The sequence below is a fragment of the Brevundimonas vitisensis genome, from assembly GCF_016656965.1.
GTDB lineage: Bacteria > Pseudomonadota > Alphaproteobacteria > Caulobacterales > Caulobacteraceae > Brevundimonas > Brevundimonas vitisensis.
Window position 1 is genome coordinate 1259226 of record NZ_CP067977.1, and the last position, 17782, is coordinate 1277007.

General features: G+C 67.8%; 25 protein-coding genes. 11 read left to right on the forward strand and 14 right to left on the reverse strand.

The annotated features are described in order from the left end of the window. Positions 1-54: 54 nt before the first annotated feature. From JIP62_RS06350 to JIP62_RS06375, 6 genes are read right to left on the reverse strand one after another with little or no spacing between them, the layout of a single operon-like run. The gene (locus tag JIP62_RS06350; protein WP_201104061.1) at positions 55-2124 is read right to left on the reverse strand and encodes a transposase domain-containing protein; all 2070 of its coding nucleotides are present in this window, start codon (positions 2122-2124) and stop codon (positions 55-57) included. Then, positions 2121-2588 (reverse strand): hypothetical protein, encoded by a 468-nt coding sequence (locus tag JIP62_RS06355; protein WP_201104063.1) that lies wholly within the window; start codon positions 2586-2588, stop codon positions 2121-2123. Before JIP62_RS06355 ends, JIP62_RS06350 begins: the two co-directional genes overlap by 4 nt. Further along, entirely contained in the window at positions 2588-2791 is a 204-nt protein-coding gene (locus tag JIP62_RS06360) for a hypothetical protein (protein WP_201104065.1), read from the reverse strand. The genes JIP62_RS06355 and JIP62_RS06360 overlap by 1 nt, the downstream gene beginning before the upstream one ends. Beyond that, positions 2788-3678, reverse strand: coding sequence for a ParB/RepB/Spo0J family partition protein (locus tag JIP62_RS06365; RefSeq protein ID WP_201104067.1), 891 nt, complete (start codon positions 3676-3678; stop codon positions 2788-2790). The genes JIP62_RS06360 and JIP62_RS06365 overlap by 4 nt, the downstream gene beginning before the upstream one ends. After that, positions 3671-3982 (reverse strand): hypothetical protein, encoded by a 312-nt coding sequence (locus JIP62_RS06370; protein WP_201104068.1) that lies wholly within the window; start codon positions 3980-3982, stop codon positions 3671-3673. Before JIP62_RS06370 ends, JIP62_RS06365 begins: the two co-directional genes overlap by 8 nt. A gap of 2 nt (positions 3983-3984) precedes the next feature. Next, entirely contained in the window at positions 3985-4275 is a 291-nt protein-coding gene (locus JIP62_RS06375; RefSeq protein ID WP_201104070.1) for a helix-turn-helix domain-containing protein, read from the reverse strand. 138 nt (positions 4276-4413) lie between these two features. Here JIP62_RS06375 and JIP62_RS06380 point away from each other — a divergent pair, with 138 nt between their 5' ends. Together JIP62_RS06380 and JIP62_RS06385 are read left to right on the forward strand one after the other, a co-directional pair. Then, the gene (locus JIP62_RS06380; protein ID WP_201104072.1) at positions 4414-4995 is read left to right on the forward strand and encodes a LexA family transcriptional regulator; all 582 of its coding nucleotides are present in this window, start codon (positions 4414-4416) and stop codon (positions 4993-4995) included. 244 nt (positions 4996-5239) lie between these two features. Then, positions 5240-5710, forward strand: coding sequence for a hypothetical protein (locus tag JIP62_RS06385; RefSeq protein WP_201104074.1), 471 nt, complete (start codon positions 5240-5242; stop codon positions 5708-5710). Here JIP62_RS06385 and JIP62_RS06390 read toward each other — a convergent pair. The 4 genes from JIP62_RS06390 to JIP62_RS06405 all read right to left on the reverse strand — a co-directional run bounded on the left by JIP62_RS06390 (position 5707) and on the right by JIP62_RS06405 (position 7190). Beyond that, positions 5707-5892 carry a hypothetical protein gene (locus tag JIP62_RS06390; RefSeq protein ID WP_201104076.1) on the reverse strand — a complete coding sequence of 62 codons (186 nt, stop codon included), beginning with the start codon at positions 5890-5892 and terminating at the stop codon, positions 5707-5709. The two genes, JIP62_RS06385 and JIP62_RS06390, sit on opposite strands and share 4 nt — an antisense overlap. Then, positions 5892-6536 (reverse strand): SOS response-associated peptidase, encoded by a 645-nt coding sequence (locus JIP62_RS06395; RefSeq protein ID WP_201104077.1) that lies wholly within the window; start codon positions 6534-6536, stop codon positions 5892-5894. The genes JIP62_RS06390 and JIP62_RS06395 overlap by 1 nt, the downstream gene beginning before the upstream one ends. A gap of 85 nt (positions 6537-6621) precedes the next feature. Further along, on the reverse strand, positions 6622-6978 hold the full coding sequence (locus JIP62_RS06400) for a hypothetical protein (RefSeq protein WP_201104078.1): 357 nt from the start codon (positions 6976-6978) through the stop codon (positions 6622-6624). Between the two features lie 5 nt (positions 6979-6983). Further along, entirely contained in the window at positions 6984-7190 is a 207-nt protein-coding gene (locus JIP62_RS06405) for a hypothetical protein (protein ID WP_201104079.1), read from the reverse strand. A gap of 774 nt (positions 7191-7964) precedes the next feature. Between JIP62_RS06405 and JIP62_RS06410 the strand changes: the two genes are divergently transcribed. Genes JIP62_RS06410 through JIP62_RS06420 form a run of 3 tightly spaced genes read left to right on the forward strand, consistent with a single transcriptional unit; the run spans position 7965 to position 9657 of the window. Then, complete coding sequence (locus tag JIP62_RS06410) at positions 7965-8513, forward strand: phage tail protein (protein ID WP_201104080.1); 549 nt, start codon at positions 7965-7967, stop codon at positions 8511-8513. 24 nt (positions 8514-8537) lie between these two features. After that, on the forward strand, positions 8538-9065 hold the full coding sequence (locus JIP62_RS06415) for a phage tail protein (protein ID WP_201104081.1): 528 nt from the start codon (positions 8538-8540) through the stop codon (positions 9063-9065). A 16-nt stretch (positions 9066-9081) separates the two neighbouring features. Next, positions 9082-9657, forward strand: coding sequence for a phage tail protein (locus JIP62_RS06420; RefSeq protein WP_201104082.1), 576 nt, complete (start codon positions 9082-9084; stop codon positions 9655-9657). Between the two features lie 6 nt (positions 9658-9663). On the opposite strand, the gene JIP62_RS06425 is transcribed toward JIP62_RS06420, so the two are convergent. From JIP62_RS06425 to JIP62_RS06435, 3 genes are all read right to left on the reverse strand, one after another. After that, entirely contained in the window at positions 9664-10269 is a 606-nt protein-coding gene (locus tag JIP62_RS06425) for a hypothetical protein (RefSeq protein WP_201104083.1), read from the reverse strand. A gap of 53 nt (positions 10270-10322) precedes the next feature. Further along, positions 10323-11021: an MgtC/SapB family protein gene (locus JIP62_RS06430; protein WP_201104084.1), complete on the reverse strand. Its 699-nt coding sequence runs from the start codon at positions 11019-11021 to the stop codon at positions 10323-10325. A gap of 62 nt (positions 11022-11083) precedes the next feature. After that, entirely contained in the window at positions 11084-11857 is a 774-nt protein-coding gene (locus JIP62_RS06435; protein WP_201104086.1) for a YebC/PmpR family DNA-binding transcriptional regulator, read from the reverse strand. Between the two features lie 188 nt (positions 11858-12045). Here JIP62_RS06435 and JIP62_RS06440 point away from each other — a divergent pair, with 188 nt between their 5' ends. The 6 genes from JIP62_RS06440 (at position 12046) to JIP62_RS15240 (ending at position 16531) form a co-directional block, all read left to right on the forward strand. Then, positions 12046-12231, forward strand: coding sequence for a hypothetical protein (locus tag JIP62_RS06440; RefSeq protein ID WP_201104088.1), 186 nt, complete (start codon positions 12046-12048; stop codon positions 12229-12231). Positions 12232-12296: 65 nt separating this feature from the next. Continuing rightward, complete coding sequence (gene cuyA / locus JIP62_RS06445; RefSeq protein ID WP_201104090.1) at positions 12297-13295, forward strand: D-cysteate sulfo-lyase; 999 nt, start codon at positions 12297-12299, stop codon at positions 13293-13295. Positions 13296-13297: 2 nt separating this feature from the next. Beyond that, positions 13298-14002 (forward strand): cysteate racemase, encoded by a 705-nt coding sequence (cuyB, locus tag JIP62_RS06450; protein ID WP_201104092.1) that lies wholly within the window; start codon positions 13298-13300, stop codon positions 14000-14002. A 9-nt stretch (positions 14003-14011) separates the two neighbouring features. Next, a complete protein-coding gene (locus tag JIP62_RS06455; protein ID WP_201104094.1) occupies positions 14012-15301 on the forward strand; it encodes an MFS transporter in 1290 nt (429 codons plus the stop codon). Next, positions 15298-16296 (forward strand): helix-turn-helix domain-containing protein, encoded by a 999-nt coding sequence (locus JIP62_RS06460; protein ID WP_201104096.1) that lies wholly within the window; start codon positions 15298-15300, stop codon positions 16294-16296. The genes JIP62_RS06455 and JIP62_RS06460 overlap by 4 nt, the downstream gene beginning before the upstream one ends. Before the next feature lie 112 nt (positions 16297-16408). After that, positions 16409-16531 (forward strand): hypothetical protein, encoded by a 123-nt coding sequence (locus tag JIP62_RS15240; RefSeq protein ID WP_269145472.1) that lies wholly within the window; start codon positions 16409-16411, stop codon positions 16529-16531. On the opposite strand, the gene JIP62_RS06465 is transcribed toward JIP62_RS15240, so the two are convergent. Continuing rightward, complete coding sequence (locus JIP62_RS06465) at positions 16526-17659, reverse strand: zinc-dependent alcohol dehydrogenase family protein (RefSeq protein WP_201104097.1); 1134 nt, start codon at positions 17657-17659, stop codon at positions 16526-16528. The two genes, JIP62_RS15240 and JIP62_RS06465, sit on opposite strands and share 6 nt — an antisense overlap. Between the last annotated feature and the right edge of the window lie 123 nt (positions 17660-17782).

Consider the following 17782-nt stretch of genomic DNA (forward strand, 5'->3'; position numbering starts at 1 on the left):
GGGCCTTGCAGGCCCAACCACGGGCGCGAGGGGTTCCAGCCCTCGCGCCCGAACTCATTCGTCGACCAGTCGAAGGGCCGGCGGACGCGGCGCGACCGGGTTCAACCGGTCCATCGCGGCGGCCCACCGTTCCGGGGCGGTCAGGGTTTCGGGGGATGCCACCGCATCGGGCGTGAACGCCTCCTGGGTGACGGGTTTGAGGGCGGCGGCCATCTGTCCGCGTGCTCTGACGGGACGAACCACCTTGGGGCTGACCGGCATGGGCCCCTTCGGGTCGCTGGCCAGCAGGGCCGCCAGCTTCTCGCCCTGCATCAGTCCCAGCAGCTCGGTCTGGCGCTTGGTGTTGCGGCGCAGCTCGCCTTCCTGGCGGGCGCGGCGGCCGGCGGCGGCGACATCCAGGAAACCGGTCCGTTCCTGCAGCGGCGCGGAGGCCAGATAGGCGTTGTTCAGGCTGTAGACATGGACTTCGGAATGCAGGTCGTCGGGGTCGAACCGGACGATCACCCGCTGGCCGGCCAGGGCGCTCATGGCGGGCGACCAGTAGATGTTCTGATAGGCCTTGATGGAGCCGTCCTTGCGGTCGCACCGCACGACATCGGAAGCCAGCAGGGCCATCCGCAGATGCTCCGGCTTGGCCTTGCCGACGGAGGCGGTGGCATAGGAGGCTTCGAACACCTGGTCGAAGCTGTGCTGGCCCCGGCCCATCTCGGTGTTGCGGCCCAGCTGCGCGTTGTGGGCTTCGATACCCAGGGCGACGACCCGCTTGAACTCCTCCAGGTCCACGGCCTTCTGGCCATAGTTCTCCGGCTTGTTCAGCACCGTGTTGCCGGTATAGGCCCCGGCGAATTCTGGCCGGTTGGCGACGCTGTTGCACAGGTCCCGCCAGGCGCGCTCAATGGGCTTTGAGGAGCCCCTGAACGGCAGCGCCCAGTGGATGGCGATGCCCAGCGAGGTCAGCAGCCCGGTCGGCTCCTCGGGCTTGATCTTGAACCGGAAGCGGCTCTTTGCCCCGCCGGTGATCATCTTCGACGCAAAGGCCCGGCCGTTGTCCATCAGGCAGGCCTTGGGGATGCCGAAGTCGCGGAACAGGTCAGCGAAGGCCAACCGGGTCAGCACGGCCGACTCGGTCTCGCCGATGCGCCACGCCAGGATCTTGCGGCTGTAGACGTCCTGGATGCCGACCATCATGGGGCGACCGATCGAGCCGTCGGGCCAGCGCACGAAGACGTCCCACTTGTGGCCGTCGATGTTTACCAGCTCCATGGCCGAGAGATCGGCAACGGTCCGTTGCTGGGCGGGGATGACGGCGCGCAGGGCGTCGGCCCCATAGCGCGACGAGATGATCACCGGGTGCGGCACTTCCCGCTCCAGCTTGCGCTTCAGGGTCTTCATGTGGGGCAGGACGATCCCGCGCGGCGCGCAGTATTCGCTCTGGACCCGCCGGTAGACCGACGACAGGGTCGGGGGGCCTTCCTTGCGCAGATAGTCCGACAGGAAGACCGCCCATGCCCCGGCATCGACCTCGGCGGTCTCCCCTCCGCCTTTGCGTTGGGGGGCCAGGCGCGGCAGGCGATCGTGAGGTTCCGCCCCGGCGATAGCCGAAAAATAGGTCCAGATCGTCGACGCCCCGACCTTCGATCGGGCGGCGACGGTGGCGATCGCGGCCGACCGGTTCAGCCCGGCCGCTTCCAGGGCCTCGACCTGGTCGATGATCGCCAGCTTGGCCCGGGCATCGGCCTTCACGGCCTCGGTCTGCTGGTCGAACCAGGACCACAGCTGGCTGACCGGCGCGTCATTGGCGGCCTCGCCCTGGGCCGCCGACTGCGCCGCGTCGCCCACCAGGCCCTTGCGGACCAGGGCCGTCGAGGCTGCCGGCGGCAGGACGGCGATGTGATATTCGACCCCGCCGCCCCGACCGCGGTGCGGGCGGCACAGCGGCATCCCCGTGGCGTCGGTGCGCAGGGCCCAGCGTTCGGCCTGGGCCAGCTCATTGATCTTGCGCTTGGCCGACGAAAGGCCCGGCAGCTTCAGATCGGCCAGCTCGGCCGCCGTGAACCACTGCTTTCCTCCAGCAGGCAAGGCAGTGGTCGGAGAAATGATCGAAAGGGTATGAAGCACCGTCATCCGGTCCGTCCCTTGCGCGTGATGGCGGGGGCGGCGCGCTTCAGGTGACGCTGGCGTTCCTGCAGGCGCTCGATCTGGGCCGCGACATGGCCCAGCTCGACGGTCAGGACCTCCTCGCCCACGACCAGGGCGCAGCCGATCTTGCGGACGAAGGCTTCCAGCACGTCGTAACGGCCCGTGGCCGCCACCATCACCAGGAACCGCCCGGCGCTGATGTTGTGGTCTTCGCTGGCCTCAGACGAATACTTGTCCAGCATGCCCTTGGTGATGTCGGTTCCGGCGATTCGGCTCATAGCGGCCGCCACATCGAACCGGTCGCGGTCGTCGTCCTTCAGGATCAGGGCGACCGCACTGGTGATCTGGCGCTCGATCCCTTCCAGCATGCCGTCGGACGCCAGCGTCTTGGGCGGCTCGAAGCCAAAGGCCATCTGTGCCGGATCGAAGGCGGGCGTGCGCTTGGGCATCAGTGCACCACCCCGGTTGGGGCCGAGGCCGTCGCCGCCCGGTGGCAGGCGTCGATCATCTGGTCCCGGACCTGTTCGGCCGCGCCCAGCGTCAGCCCGGCGATCGCGAACACATTCCCCGCTGCGTCGCGAAACTCGACATAGACCTCGGCATGGCGGGACACGACCAGACTGACGCCCTGGGCCAGGAGGGGGCGGCTCATGCCTCGCCCCCGATCGTCTCGCCGTCGATGACCAGGACCACCCCGCGCGGCATCGGCAGGTCGCGGATCAAGGCCTTCAGCTCCCGCTCGGACAGCCGCGCCCAGTTGCCCCGGATGGCCGACACGGCCTTCTGCTCGGGCGACTTCACGGGCCGCTGGCGCATCATGGCCACGGCCTCGGTGACGCCCTTGGCCGTCCCGTCGACCACAAGGGCCGCGACCTCGCGCTGTTCACGCTCCGGCAGGCGGGCCAGAGCGCGCAGCTGGCTGGCATTGGAGGCAACCGGCAGGGCCCGGATGGCCTCGACCACATCAGGCATCAGGCCCCGGTGCAGCTCCAGGTCGCGATAGATCGATGCGCGGGAAAGGCCGACCTTTTCAGCCGTGGCATCGGCAAAACCGAATGCGAGTCTCACGATGCGACTCGCATCGTCGGCCTCGTTTCCGATCCGATCAGCCCAGCGCGCCGTGGCGGCCACGGATTGGGCCGACACATCCTCCGACACCCCGGCCCGGGCCTTCTCGATCGACACCTGTTCGGCGACGAATGCCGCCCGGTCCAGTGGCGACAGGCCCAGCTTGTGCAGGTTCTCGCTGACCTCGGTCGCGCGCCGGTCAAGGGCATCCAGGTCCAGCACATCGGCATCGATGGTGGTCCAGCCCAGCAGCGCCGCCGCCGCACCGCGATGGCGACCGGCCATGGCCTTGAACCGGCCGTTCCGCGTCGGGTGCACCTCGATCGGGCGGCGCTGGCCGTCCCGCTTCATCATGGCCGCCAGGGCCTCGACCCAGACCGGGTCCAGCGGCCGCAGGCCACCGTCCCAGTCGATCAGGTCCAGCGGCAGGTGATAGATCGACCGCGCGATCGGATGGCTGACCTCAGTCATGGACAGCCTCCATCGAGGCGGGCTGTTCGATCAGCACCGCGCGATAGCCACCGGCCACCAGAGCGGTCGCCAGCTTGTCTCTCTGGGCCTGGGGCAGCATCGACAGGGCTTCGGCGCTATCGCGCACGGCCATCAGGGTGGCGGCGGCCTGGGCCAGGGCATCGCGGTGTGCCGTCGCCTTGGCGCGGTGGCTCCGGCTGATCGCCTTGGCCTCATGGGCGACGACGGCCGCGCTGCTGGCGGCACGGCGAACGGCGATCAGCTGGGCGGCAATCGGCACGGCGGGGATGACGCGGCGGGCCATGTCTAAAAGCCCCGCGTCGTTAGACGGTGCGCGTCCCGCTTTTGAGGGGTATCATCCCGTTTTGTGGATTCGATACCGCGCGGATGATCGGCTTTTCTATGCGGGAACAGTTTGGATATCGGCCTGCCCAAGGCACCCGCGATGGCGGTCTCGACGCGAAGCGATTTGCGGCCACGCAGGACGTCGCGGGTCGAGTCGGCGGGCAAGCCTTGGCGCTCTTCAAATGCACGCAGCGTCCCGAATTTGATCCTCAGGTCCGCCTTTATCCGTTCTTTGTGCGCAGGCTTGGTCAAACGTCATTCTCCCCTGGGACGCGAATCCCATTTCCGGGACGCTAATAGCCAATTATGGGACAGTCAACGGTTAACGATCATCAGGCATGGGAGCCTACGTCCGGTTTTGGCGCACGGCTCAAAATCGCTATGGGTTCAATGCAGCAGGCACATCTGGCCAAGAGAGCCGATATCTCGACCTCGACGCTGTCGCGGATCCTGCAAGGTGCCGATCCGGGATTGGACGCGTCTATCCGGCTTGCGCGAGAAGTTGGGGCCGATCTGATCTGGCTGGCGACTGGGCGCGGCTCACCGAATGCGGCCGCCAGCGGCTATCTGAGCGTGCCCATCTATGACGTCCGCCTGGCCGCTGGCGTCGCGGCCTTCGCCGATGCGGCCGAGGTGATCGGGGAAATGCCTTTCGATCGTGGCCTTTTGCGCGACATTGGCCGCACCACCGCCGATGGGCTGGCGGTCTTCATAGCCGAAGGCGATTCGATGCATCCCAAGATTGCCGACGGGGCTCGCGTCCTGACCGATCTGAAGGATGTTCGACTGCGGGAGGGGGTCTTCGCCTTCCGCACGGGCGACGAGCTGCGCATCAAGCGCCTGCGCCGCCGCCTCGACGGCATCGAGATCATCTCCGACAACGAGAACTACCCGCCCGAGCTGGTCACCGGTGACGCAGCCGACGACCTAGCCATCATCGGCAAGGTCCTTTGGACAGGAACGGTCGTATGATCGAGAAACCAAAGCCCTCCAAGCTGCTGCTGATCAGCTTCTCCGCCCTGGCGATCATGGTCATGGGCATGGTCCTGGCTCTGCTGCTACAGATATCGTCGATGCTGTCATGACCCGGTCCGACACCAAGCCCTCCCGGTTCGCACTCATCGCGTATCGCACGCTCGCGATCTTGGTCGGTGTGGGCATTCTCGCCACTGTGATCGGGCGATGCGCGGGGGAACCTCCCCTGGAACCAGGGTCGGTGGTTCCTGCCGAACCCACTTCGATTGCGTCTTCGGTCGAGGGGATCAACTCGGTCCTCCCGTTCGAGGACGCGCTGATTGTGGGCCTCCAGCTGGACGGCACAGCAGGTGATGCTGACTATGTTTTCCGCGTCGGAGACGCGGTGAAATCCATTGCTGCGGTGATCCAGTCCGGGGCCACAGATGACGCCGCTCAAGCGAACAAGCTGGACCTGTCAGTCTCCAGCGCCGCGACCGACCGCCTGGGCAATCCCAGGACCGTCCACGTCATGACCCTGACCTTTCCCATGGCCGATCTTCGAGCAGCCCGTCTCGACAATCTGAGCGTAGGCCGGGTGCTGAACCTGACCAGTGACATCAGGTTCGGCGGACACGGTGCCGGACAGCTCCTCGCCTATTGCGCCAGCGAGCGGGGACGAACCCAGAGCCGGCCGTTCTGCGCTCTGGCCGAAAGCAGAGCGACAAACTAGGCATCACCGTCGCTAGGGGTCAGCATGCGCGCGACCGTTTCCGGCTCCTCCGCCACGATCAGGCTCAGCGAGGCCGACAGCATCAGATGCGTCGTCCCGTCCGGCCCGCCGGTAAAGGCCTGCACCCGTGCCGCCCGCACATACATCGGCGGACCCTCGACCGAGGTGAACTTCACGAACATCAGGCCGCCTTCTCGAATCGCTCGGGTCGAACCGACGCCAGCAGCGCCGCCGCGTCCTGGCCGGGGTCAAGCCACAGCGCCCAGTCCTCGGGCTCCAGGATGGCGGGGGCGCGATCGTGATAGTCGGCAAGCATCCCGGCCGACGGCCCGGTCAGGATGGTGAAACTGGCCACCTCGCCCGCGTCGGCCGTGGTCACCCGGTCCCACAGGCCCGCGAACCAGATCGGGCCGCCGTCTGCTCGCCGGAAGGTATGTTTTGTCTTGCCGCCAGCCGTGCCCGTCCATTCATACCAGGCGCTCGCCGGCACGATGCACCGCCGCCGCCGGAAGGCCTCGCGGAAGGTCGATGTCCCCGCGCAGGTCTCGACCCGCGCATTGAACGTCGACAGCTTGAACCCGTCGCCTGCGCCTTTTTGGGTGTCCTTTAGTGGCTTGCCGTTCCGCCAGAACGGGACCAGGCCCCAGCGCATCTTCTCCAGCACCCAGGCCCCATCCTCGATCCGTGCCGTCACCTGGGCCGTGGTCGGCCGGACGTCGTCGTTCGGCTCCAGATTGAGTGGGGCAGTCCTGACCGTCGAATAGGTCAGCAGCGCCTCATGGATCTGGGCCCAGGTCAGATGGCTGGTGTCGAAGCGTCCGCACATAATCGGGAACCCTATAGGCCTCGGCTGCGCTGTCGAGAGGCAGTGCCGGCTGTGTGAGCGGTGGCCCGGCAGTAAGCGCCGCTCTTCATTTCCGCCCGGGCTCGTCGGGCGCGATCCATTTCCCCATGAACATGCGCCAGCCCAGGGCGTGCAGCTGGGCCCGCTCCTGATCGTTGAACGTCCACCAGGCCTCGTCGGCCTCGGTGATGGTATCCAGCGGCAGGGGCCAGAAACTGTTGGCATCCAGGAACCGCACCCGACCGGGACAGCCCGGCACCCGGCAGCGCGGCCGACGATTGCCCAGGGTCGCGTCCAGGCCCAGCGCGGCCGCGACGGCGACCAGGTCGACGGGCCCTTGCCCCTGACACACGGAACATTGCCAACGAGCCTTGCCGCCGCGCGCGATCACTTGGGCCAGCGTGAAGCCCCCTCCCAATGACATGGCGGCTAATTCAGAGAGCGGTTCTCGAACGACCTTGCCAGTGTCAGCCGTGACACTGCCCGCCGAATACCGGCGATCGACCCAGGGCGCATCGCTTCCAGCCGCATCAAGGCATCGCGCATAGCCGTGTCGGTCGGCTCGCGCAGCAAGGCGATCAGCTGCAGCACGACCTGCTGGTCGTCAGGCGCAGCTGGGGCTTGGGTCGCATCCATCTTCATCTCCAATGTTGCCGACCCGGCCGGACTCCTACGGATCTGCCCCCGCTGCCGCAAGCGCAATGTTCACGTCTTGTTCTATTCTGGGGACAAGCCCGCCCGTGGGGCGTTTGGCTCCCATGGCCCATCGCTTCGCCACCGAAATCGCCGCCCTACAGCGGACCGCCCAGCGCCTCGCCGCCGCCGGCCGCACCCTCGATCGCCTCGCCGAAAGGGGTCCCAGTTTCGCACCTGGACAATCGGCCACTTCGACGGCCTCGAACCGCCCCAAACGCCCGCGCCACAAGGGTTCTTCACCTCGCGAGCGAACTGGGACCCCCTGAGTCCCAGTTTCGGCGATCGGCTTCGCTCGGCCAGGACCCCGATGCTCGTCCGAGGCGCCATCTCCCCATGTGGCCTCAATCCCCGCCACGCCTGATTCAGAGGCCGTTTAGAAGCGCCTAAGCGACGCCTCAACGGCCATGGCGTCCAACGGCCAGACTCCGGCCGGTCCTGTCCCGCTGGTGTCTATTTCGCTGCCGACTCTAGACAGTGCAACGCACCGCCGACGCCGCCGATTTTTTCGGAGAGACCCTTACGTAGCGGGGATTTCATCCCACCTGGTCCCGCCCGATCCCGCCTAGTCCCGGACTCCAAGAGGTTCTGTCTCTCCACACGGATATTGCAGCGCTCCCGACTCGCGATAGGTTTCAGCGATCACGGGTCGGCGGACATTGGGGAACGCTGTCGGCCGGGGTCACTCTCTCAAGCAGCGCCCCCTGAGCAGCCGCCATGTCCGACGCCTATTTTGGCGAGATCCGCCTGTTCGGAGCCTGCCAGATTCCCACGGGCTGGATGATGTGCGACGGCGCCATCTTGTCCGTTCGAGAAAATGTCCAGTTATTCAGTATCATAGGCGCACGGTACGGCGGCGACGGGGTCAATACCTTCGCCTTGCCGGATTTGCAGAGCCGCACGCCGATCCACATCGGCCAGGTTCCGGGCAGCACCGGCCCGGTCTGGAGTATGGGCCAGACCGGGGGCACCGAAACGGTCAGCCTGACCCTGGACCAGATCCCTCGCCATCTGCATTCCGTCCGCGCCACGACCCAGACCGGGACCACCGGCAATGCCACCAATGCCATGCCGTCGACCGTAAACCGTCACGCCACGGCCTCTGCGAATGACGCCCTGCTGTATGGGGCCCCCACACAACCTGCGGCCTTCGTGCCGGGCACACTGGGCGAATCCGGCGGGGGTTACGCCCACACCAATATGCAACCCAGCCTGGCCTTGCTGTTCTGCATCTGTGTGCAGGGCACTGTGCCCAATCGCGCCTGATCGCCGACGAAGGGGAGATTCACCATGAATCCGATAATCGGCGAAATCCGCATGATGGCGGGCGGCAGCTGTCCCGACGGCTGGCTGCCTTGCGACGGACGGGCCGTGCCGATCGCCACCTATCCGCATCTCTATTCGCTGTTTGGCACCATCTATGGCGGTGACGGCAACACCACCTTCGGCCTGCCCGACATGCGCGGGCGGTTGCCGGTCTGCGTGGGTCAGGGAGCGAACCTTTCGCTGCGCTCCCTCGGCGAGCAGTTCGGCCAGCAGTATGCCACCCTGACCCTGGCCCAGATTCCCCAGCATAGCCACGACCTGAACTATTCGGGGGGTCTGGGCACATCGCTGATCCCAGGCGTCGATCTGATGCATGCCACGGTCCAGCAGGACAGCCGCGCCTATCGGCCCAAGACCAGTCCGAGCGATACCAGCCAGATCTGCGCGCCCCATGCCGTGACCAGTGCCGGCGGCAACCAGCCCCACACCAACCTCATGCCCGCCCAGACGATCGCCTTCATCGTCTGCGTCAAGGGCCGCTACCCCAACTGACTGCGGAGCAGGGCCGATGGACCCCGAAGAAGACGCCTTCACATCGGAAATCCGGGTGTTCGCCTTTGATTTCTGCCCGCCCAACTGGCTGCCCTGCGACGGTCGGGCGGTCGCTATTTCGGATTATCCGCAGCTCTTCGTGGCTATCGCGAACACCTACGGCCCGCCCCCGGCCGAGGGGCAGTTCGTGCTGCCCGATCTGCGCGGGCGGGCGGTGATGGGCCAAGGTCAGGGCCCGGGTCTGTCGCCGCGCATGCTGGGCCAGGCCTCGGGCCAGAACGACGTGACCCTGAACTCCGCTCAGTTGCCGACCCACAGCCATGCTCTGACCGTCGGGACCGGGGCCTATACGGATCTGGTCGCGGCACCCGGCGGAACGACCCGCCCCAGCCGGGTTCTGACGTCACTGACGACAGGCAGCACCGATGTGGCGGAGAACTATTACGCAGGCCCCGTTTCGCCCAATACGACCTTGAGCCCCGCGGCGGTATCGAACGTCGGCGGCGGCCAGCCCCACACCAACCTCCAGCCCCTGATGGCCCTGACCTTCGCCATCTGCGTCAACGGGGCCTATGTCCCTTCGACGACCTGAATCCGGTCAGCGGCCGGCCCGCAGCAAGGCCAGATTGGCCTGGCCCGGCGCAGCGCGCGTCAAGGTCAGCATATAGATGGGGCGCTCGGCAGCCGTTTCGAACATGGCGTTGCTGCCGCTCATCGCCAGATCGAGTTCGCTGACATAGGGACCGGTTCCCGAATAGATCCAGACCGGTTGTGGCGCATTGCCCGGCTCGACGCCCAGCCGGGCAGTGGCTAGTTCGACCAGGTTACCCGCATCGATTTCGGCGTCGGGCTCAGCCACGACGACGCACACCCGAACGACGACACCCGTTTCAGGCATAGGCGGCGAGACGGACAGCATCAGCTGCGCCTGCGGCTGATCCGGGCCAGTGGTGGGCGAAAGGCGTACTGCAATCTCGGGCGCGTCGGGATTGACCATGGCCGCAACCATGGCCTCTGGCGCAGCCGTCCAGCCCGCAGCCTCCGCGGCCGACAGGGCCAGATCCCGATCCCCCCCGGTCGCCAGGCAGAACCGCTCCATATCGGAGAAATAGCGCTGCGTGGGCGAAGGCGCCGCCTCCTGTGCCAGGGCCGGTGCGGCCAGGGCCGCCGCCACAATGCCCGCGAAACATGCCAGACGCCGCATCTTCAAACTCCTGAACCCGAGACCGCCAGCCATCGCCTGTGACGCCGCGTGCGTCAATCGTCGCGCGGGTCCAGGGCATAGGCCGCGACGCCGGGCACGGCCTCCAGACGCGCGGCCAACGCCTTCAGGTCCGCCTGCCCCGTGACCTTCAGCCGCCACGAACGGCGAAGAAGACGCCCTTCATCGACCAGTTCGAACCGGTCGGACCGCGCGGCCTCGTCGACCCCGCGCAGAGCCTGCTCCACAGCCAGTGCAACTTCCGGCGCATCGCGGGGCCAGCAGACGACCGCGTCGATGATTGTGCGCGTCGGCAGGCTGGCGCTGACAAGGCGCAGCCCCACCAGGATCAAGGCGGTCACCGCCGTTCCCAATGCCGCCAGGGCATAGAGCCCGGCCCCGAACAGGATTCCGATCGCAGAGGTGATCCACAGCGAGGCCGCCGTCGTCAGCCCGTGGATTGAAAAGCCGGTACGAAAGATGACGCCTGCACACAGAAAGCCGATCCCCGTCAGCACGCCATGGGCCATCCGCGTGGGATCGGTGACGATGTTCTCGTCCGGCAGGGCCTCGAAGGCCCAGTCGCCCTGCATCATGGCCGCCTGCATCAGCAGGGTCGAGGCCAGGCAAACCAGAATATGGGTGCGAAAACCCGCCGCCCTGCCCCGCCACTCCCGCTCAAGCCCGATCAGGCCGCCGGCCAGGACGGATCCCGCCACCGGCGGCAGCAGACCAAGAAAGTCGACAAAGGTCATCGTCCGTCAACGGAGCGATGCTCTGGTGGGTTCCGGCTATCCGGCCATCCGGGCGATCGCGATCACCCGCCCAGCTTGGCCAGATCCTCGTCCGAGATGTCTTCGTTGGAATAGACGGCCGAGACGTCGTCTTCGGCGTCCAGGGCATCCAGCAGCTTCATCAGGGTGCCGACCGTCTCGCCGGTCACCGGCACTTCCGACTGCGGCTTCCACACCAGTGCCGTCGACTTCGGGTCGCCCAGGACCTTGGACATGGCCTCGGCCACATCGTTCAGGTCCTCGAAGGCGGTCCAGATGGTGTGGCCGGGCGCATCCTCATAGATGTCGGGCTTGACCAGATCGCTCTCGACGTCCTGGGCCCCGGCCTCGATGGCGGCTTCCATCACGGCATCCTCGGTGCCGGCCTCGGCCGGATAGACGATCTTGCCGACCCGGTCCCACATGAAGGCGACCGAGTTGATCTCGCCCAGCTGGCCGCCATTCTTGGAGAAGGCGGCGCGGATGTTGGAGCCCGCCCGATTCCGGTTGTCGGTCAGCGCCTCGACGATGATGCCGACCCCGCCCGGGCCACGGCCCTCATAGCGGATTTCTTCCATCGTATCGGCGTCGCCCGACGAGGCCTTGTTGATGGCGCGCTGGATCACGTCCTTGGGCAGGCTCTCGGCCTTGGCGTTGTTGACGGCCAGGCGCAGGCGCGGGTTCATGGCCGGGTCCGGCAGTCCGGACTTGGCCGCCACAGTGATGTCGCGCGACAATTTGGAGAACAGCTTGGACCGCTGCGCGTCGGCGCGCCCCTTGCGGTGCATGATGTTCTTGAACTTGGAATGGCCGGCCATGAAGAAGCTCTTGAAGGGCGCTATCGCTCGGCTGGCCCCATTGCTGGGTTCGGGCCTCGCGGCATGAGCGCGTCTGGAATCGGTTTGCGCGTCTAGCTCAATCGGTTGAAGCTGTCACGGCATCTGCCCGACAGGAACCCCGGTCCTCTGTGCGGATTATTCCGCCGAACCCACGACGGAGATGCCCCATGACCGCCGAAGACCTGATCTATGACGAGGACGATCTGGACGAAGCCGACATCGTGGAATGGTACGAGGCCCGCCCCGTGACCGTCTCGACCGCCGTGGCCACAGGGTCGATCGTGGCGGCCTTCGCTCTGGGCGTGCTGGCGACCGTGGGGGCCCTGGCCCTGATGGGCCGTCTGGACGACTGATGTGTCTCGCGTGGCCGTGCGATCGGGCTTAAGGCTGACGATCGTCACACCACCGGAGCCACCCCATGCATCTCGCCCGCTTCCCTCGCGTCCGGCTGGCGCATCTGCCGACGCCGCTGGAGCCTCTGCCGCGCCTGTCCGAAGCCCTGGGTATCGACCTCTGGATCAAGCGGGATGACTGCACCGGCCTGGCGGGCGGCGGCAACAAGACGCGCAAGCTGGAGTTCCTGCTGGGCGACGCCCTGGAGCAGGGCGCGGACACCCTGGTCACCCAGGGCGCCGTCCAGTCCAACCATGTGCGCCAGACGGCGGCGGCCGCTGCGGCGCATGGGCTGAAGTGCGACATCATCCTGGAGGCGCGCACGGGATCGACGGCGAACGATTACCTGAACAACGGCAATGTCCTGCTGGACCGGCTGTTTGGCGCGACCCTTCGGACCGTGCCCCGCGACACGGACATGGTGGCCGAGCTGAAGACGACGGCCGAGGAAGTTCGCGCGCGCGGCGGGCGTCCCTATGTCATCCCCGGCGGCGGATCCAACGCCATTGGAGCCCTGGGCTATGTCGACTGCGCGCGCGAGATCGTGGTCCAGGCGGACGAGCTGGACCTGCCCGTCGATCACATCGTGACGGCGACCGGCAGCGCCGGCACCCATGCGGGTCTGGTCGCGGGCCTGGCGGTCATGGGGGCGGACATTCCCGTCCTGGGCATCGGCGTGCGGGCCCCCAAGGCGCGGCAGGAGGCCAATGTACTGAAACTGGCCCACCAGACGGCGGCCCTGCTGGGGCGGCCCGATGCGGTCACGCCGCAGATGGTGGTGGCCGACTGCGACTATGTGGGCGAGGGCTATGGCCTGGTGGATGAGGCGGTCATCGAGGCCCTGAAACTGGCGGCGCGGACGGACGCGATCCTGCTGGACCCCGTCTATACCGGCAAGGCGATGAAGGGCCTGATCGCCCTGGCCAAGAGCGGCCGGTTCCAGGGCGAAACGGTCGTCTTCCTGCACACGGGCGGGGCCCAGGGGCTGTTCGGCTATCAGGGCGAACTCGAAGGGGCGCTTTAGTCATGGCGCGGATCCTGGGCATTCTGGGCGGGATGGGACCGGCGGCGACGGTCGCCTTTCTGGACCGTCTGGTCACCCTGACGCCCGCCGAGCATGACGAGGATCACATCCGCGTCCTGATGGACATGAACCCCCAGGTCCCGAACCGCCATCGCAACCCGCCAGGGGCCGCCGAGGCGCTGGGCCGGATGGCGACCTCCCTGCGAGACATGGGAGCCCAGGTGCTGGCCATGCCCTGCAACACCGCCCACGCCCATGCCGCCGCCATCCGGGCGGCCGGCATCCCCTTCATCGACATGATCGAGCGGACGGCCACCGCAGCGGTCCAGACCGGTGCCCAGCGGGTCGGCATCCTGGCCACGCCCGGCGGTCAGGACCTCTATGTCGCCGAACTGGATCGCCAGGGGCGAGATGCCGTGGTGCTGGACAGCGGCGACCGGCGCGCCTTTCTGGACACCGTCTTTGCGGTCAAGCGGGGGGATGTGGGCCCGGGTCCACGCGCCGAGATGCGCCGCCTCGCCGCCGCCCTGGTGTCGGAGGGGGCCCAGGTCGTGATCGCGGGATGCACCGAGGTGCCGCTGCTGCTGACCGCCGAGGACGTGACCGTGCCGCTGGTGGATTCGGCCGAGGTGCTGGCCATGGCCTGCATCGCCGCTTGCATACCAACGTCATCCTATGACCAATGGCGCGCTGATTCAGTCATTTGAGTACATGGATTGCCGCCCCAGCCCCTCGTCTCCCTGCGTCCGGGCACCCTGATCCTCTTAGCGGCCTGCCATTTCGCCGCCTTCGTCGATCGGTCCCTGCCCGCCGTGTTCGCGCCCTCGCTGAAACAGGCCTTTGGCCTCAGCGACACCCAGATCGGGGCCTTGCAGGGCCCGGCCTTCGTTGCGGTGTTCGCGATCGCCACCCTGCTGACCGGGACCCGGCACAACAGGCTGGGCGTGCGTTCGCTGCTCGTCGGATGCCTTCTGCTGTGGACCCTGGCCAGTCTCGCCTTCGCCCTGTCAGCCTCTTATGAGGCCCTGCTGGCCTCGCGGCTGCTGCTGGGGCTTGGACAGGCGGCCTTCGCACCGACCGCGCTTCGGCTGCTGACCCAGGGCGTGCCTGCTCCGCAGCTCGGCCGGGCCACGTCTGTCTTTACCGCCGGTTCCGCCACGGGTCGCAGCGGGGCCCTGCTGATCGGCGGTCTGATCCTGGTGATTCTGACCCAGTTTCCCGCCGCCGCCGGGGATGAGCCGTGGCGCCTGGCCATCGTCGCGATGGTCGTGCCCAACCTGATCCTGGTCGCGCTGCTGTTGCGCCAGATCCGGGGCACGGATGTCCCGCCTCTGCCCCAGGCCGGGCTGGGCCGGGCCCTGGCCCGCATCGCGCGGCACCCCCTGGGCCTGGGTCTGCATATCCTGGCGGCGTCCGGCATCATCCTGATGGTTCAGGCTGCGGCTGGCTGGGTGCCCTCCATCTTCAACCGGTCCATCGGCCTCAGCCCGGCCGACAGCGCCCTGCTGGCCGGAGCCGTCGTCCTGGTGGCGGCCCCCATCGGCCATATGGGGGCGGGCTGGCTGCTGGATCGCCATCTGGCGCGCGGCGGGGGGCCGGGCGTTCTGATGGTGGCCGGCGCCGCCGTGGCGGTGGCCGGCGCGTCCATCCTGGCCGTGGCACAGCAGCCGATCGGTGCGGTGGCGGGCCTGACCCTCATCACCGCTGGCGGAGGCGCAGCCGCTCTGGTCGCCCTGGCCGCCATCCATCCGCTCAGTCCGCCGGCCCTGAAGGGCTCGATGGTCAGCCTCTATCTGGCGATTGTCGCTGTTCTGGGGTCGGCGCTGGGGCCCCTGCTGACCGGGGTCGTCAGCGACCGCCTGTTCCCCCACGCGACAGGGCTCAGCCTGTCCCTGGTTACCGTCATGGGGACAGCGGGTCTGGTTGTCACAGCCTCTGCCCTGGCCGGGCATTCAGCATGGATGCGCCTGGCGCAGGCCACGCGCACAGAGGCCGCGGCCCCATGATCGAGCAGTTCCGCTTTTCCAGCGACGACCTGCCTGAGGAGGAGGCCTTCGACCGCTATCGCGAGCTTTACGCCTCGGGGGCCGACGTCACGCGCGGCACGGGTCCGTTCCGGGCGCAGGTCAGCGCCACGCGTCTGGACCGGATCATCCTGTTCCATCGCCAGCTGTCCGGGGTGGTGCATGCCCGCCAGGCCCGCGTCCATGCGGACGGATTCGACCATTTCGTGGTGACCCTGGTCGTGTCGGGCAGCCAGATCATACACATGGGCGATACCGGGCCGGTCGTCGCCTATGCGGGGGACGTCATTCTGACCGACATGCAGAAGCCCAGCCACACCGAGATCCGCGACGCCGTCCTGGTCACCGCCAGCGTGGCGCGGGACCTGATGGAGGCCGCCCTGGGCAGCCAGTTGGCCACAGCGCATGGCCATATCGTCACGTCTCCGCGCAGCGACGTCCTGGCCGACTTCATGGCCTCGCTCGCCCATCGTGCCCCGACCCTGGACCCTGCGGCCGTACCCGGCCTGTGCCGCGCCTTCATCCAGATTCTCGGTGCCGCCTGGCATTCGGCCCGGCCCAGCCCCCGCAGCCAGGCCCTGCAACAGGAACTGGCCCAGCGCGACGCCGTCGACCGCTATCTGGCGCTGCACCTTTCGGATCGCAGCCTGTCGGCCGAAAGCCTTGCGGCCGCGGTCGGCCTGTCGCGATCGGCCCTCTACCGGCTGTTCGAACGTCAGGGTGGGGTGTCGCGCTATATCCAGGCGGTGCGTCTGGATGCCCTGCGCGCCGCGCTGGACGACGGCGTTGCCCTGCCGCTCTCCACCCTGGCCACCGCCCATGGGTTCGCGACCGAAAGCCATATGAGCCGGGCCTTCAGCGCCACCTATGGCACCTCGCCCGGGGCCTATCGCATGGCCGCCCTGGCCGGGGCCGAGGGGCGCCGTATCGAACTGGCCCGCCGCCGCTGGAACGGCTGGATGATGAAGCTGGACTGACGCGACGAATCCCAAATGCGGGATGGCCGGACATTCGGCACTGGGCGGTCAGGCCTTAACGTCACGCTTTGGGCCTTTTGCCTCCCCGCCCCCGCCAACATCAAGGCCGCCCATGCTGCCGACCTTCCTTGTGATCGCCATCGTCATCGGGGTGATCGCCCTGTTCATGGCCCCCCAGATCCGGACCGCCCTTCGTCGTCTGCGGCGCAGGCGTCGGCGCGGCAGCGATCTATGAGCCTTCAAAGCTGACGATCTGGCGCACCACCCGTCCCTCGGCCAGCCGGTCGAAGGCGGTGTTGATCTGGTCCAGGGGCACCGAGCCGCTCATCAGACGATCGACCGGCAACCGCCCCTGGCGAAACAGGGCGATATAGCGGGGGATGTCGCGGCTGGGCACGCAGGTGCCGATATAGCTGCCCTTCAGCGTCCGCTCCTCACCGACCAGAGACACGACATTGACCGCCAGGGTCGCGTCGGGCGGCGGCAGACCGGCTGTCACCGTCAGGCCGCCGCGCCGCGTCATGCGCCAGGCGGCGTCCAGGGCGCGCACCGAGCCGGCCATTTCAATCGCCACATCGGCGCCGCCGCCGGTCAGGGCCCGAACCTGCTCGACCGCATCGGCGTCGCCTGCATTCACCGTGGCGACGGGTCCGAGGGTGCGCGCCAGGGCCAGCTTGTCTTCGTCCAGATCGACCGCCACGACGGGCGTGGCCCCGCAGGCCAGCGCCCCCAGCACACTGGCCAGGCCCACACCGCCCAGACCGACCACCACCACCGACTGCCCCGCCCGCACGCCGGCCGTATTCACGACCGCTCCGACACCGGTCAGGACGGCACAGCCGAACAGCGCCGCCTGGTCGAACGGCAGGTCATCGTCCACCCGCACCAGCGAGCGCCGCGACACCACCGCGTGCTCGGCAAAGGCGGAACAGCCCAGATGGTGATGGATCGGCTCGGCCCCCGCATGGACGCGTCGTCCTCCGGCCAGCAGCTCGCCCCGGCCATTGGCTGCGGCACCCGGTTCACATAGGGCCGGGCGTCCCTCGGCACAGGGACTGCAGTGGCCGCAGGACGGCATGAAGACCATGACGACCCGGTCCCCGGGCTTCAGGTCCGTGACCCCCTCGCCCAGGGCCTCCACCACCCCGGCCGCCTCGTGTCCCAGGGCCATGGGCAGGGGACGGGGCCGATCGCCATTGATGACCGACAGATCCGAATGGCACAGCCCCGCTGCCTTGATCGCCACCAGCACCTCGCCGGGCCCCGGCGGATCCAGGTCGACGGCCTCGATCGACAGCGGGCGACTGTCGGCATAGGGCCTTTGCAGGCCGGTCGCCCTGAGGATTGCTGCGTGCGTTTTCATGCCGAAGTCTCCATCCGCCGCACGCTAGGCGCTTGACGCGACGCAAGCCAAGCCCGAGCCTCGACCACGGACACTGTGCTCCGGCTGCCGACGACAGCGTCGGCGGCGGTAGCACCCAAAGAC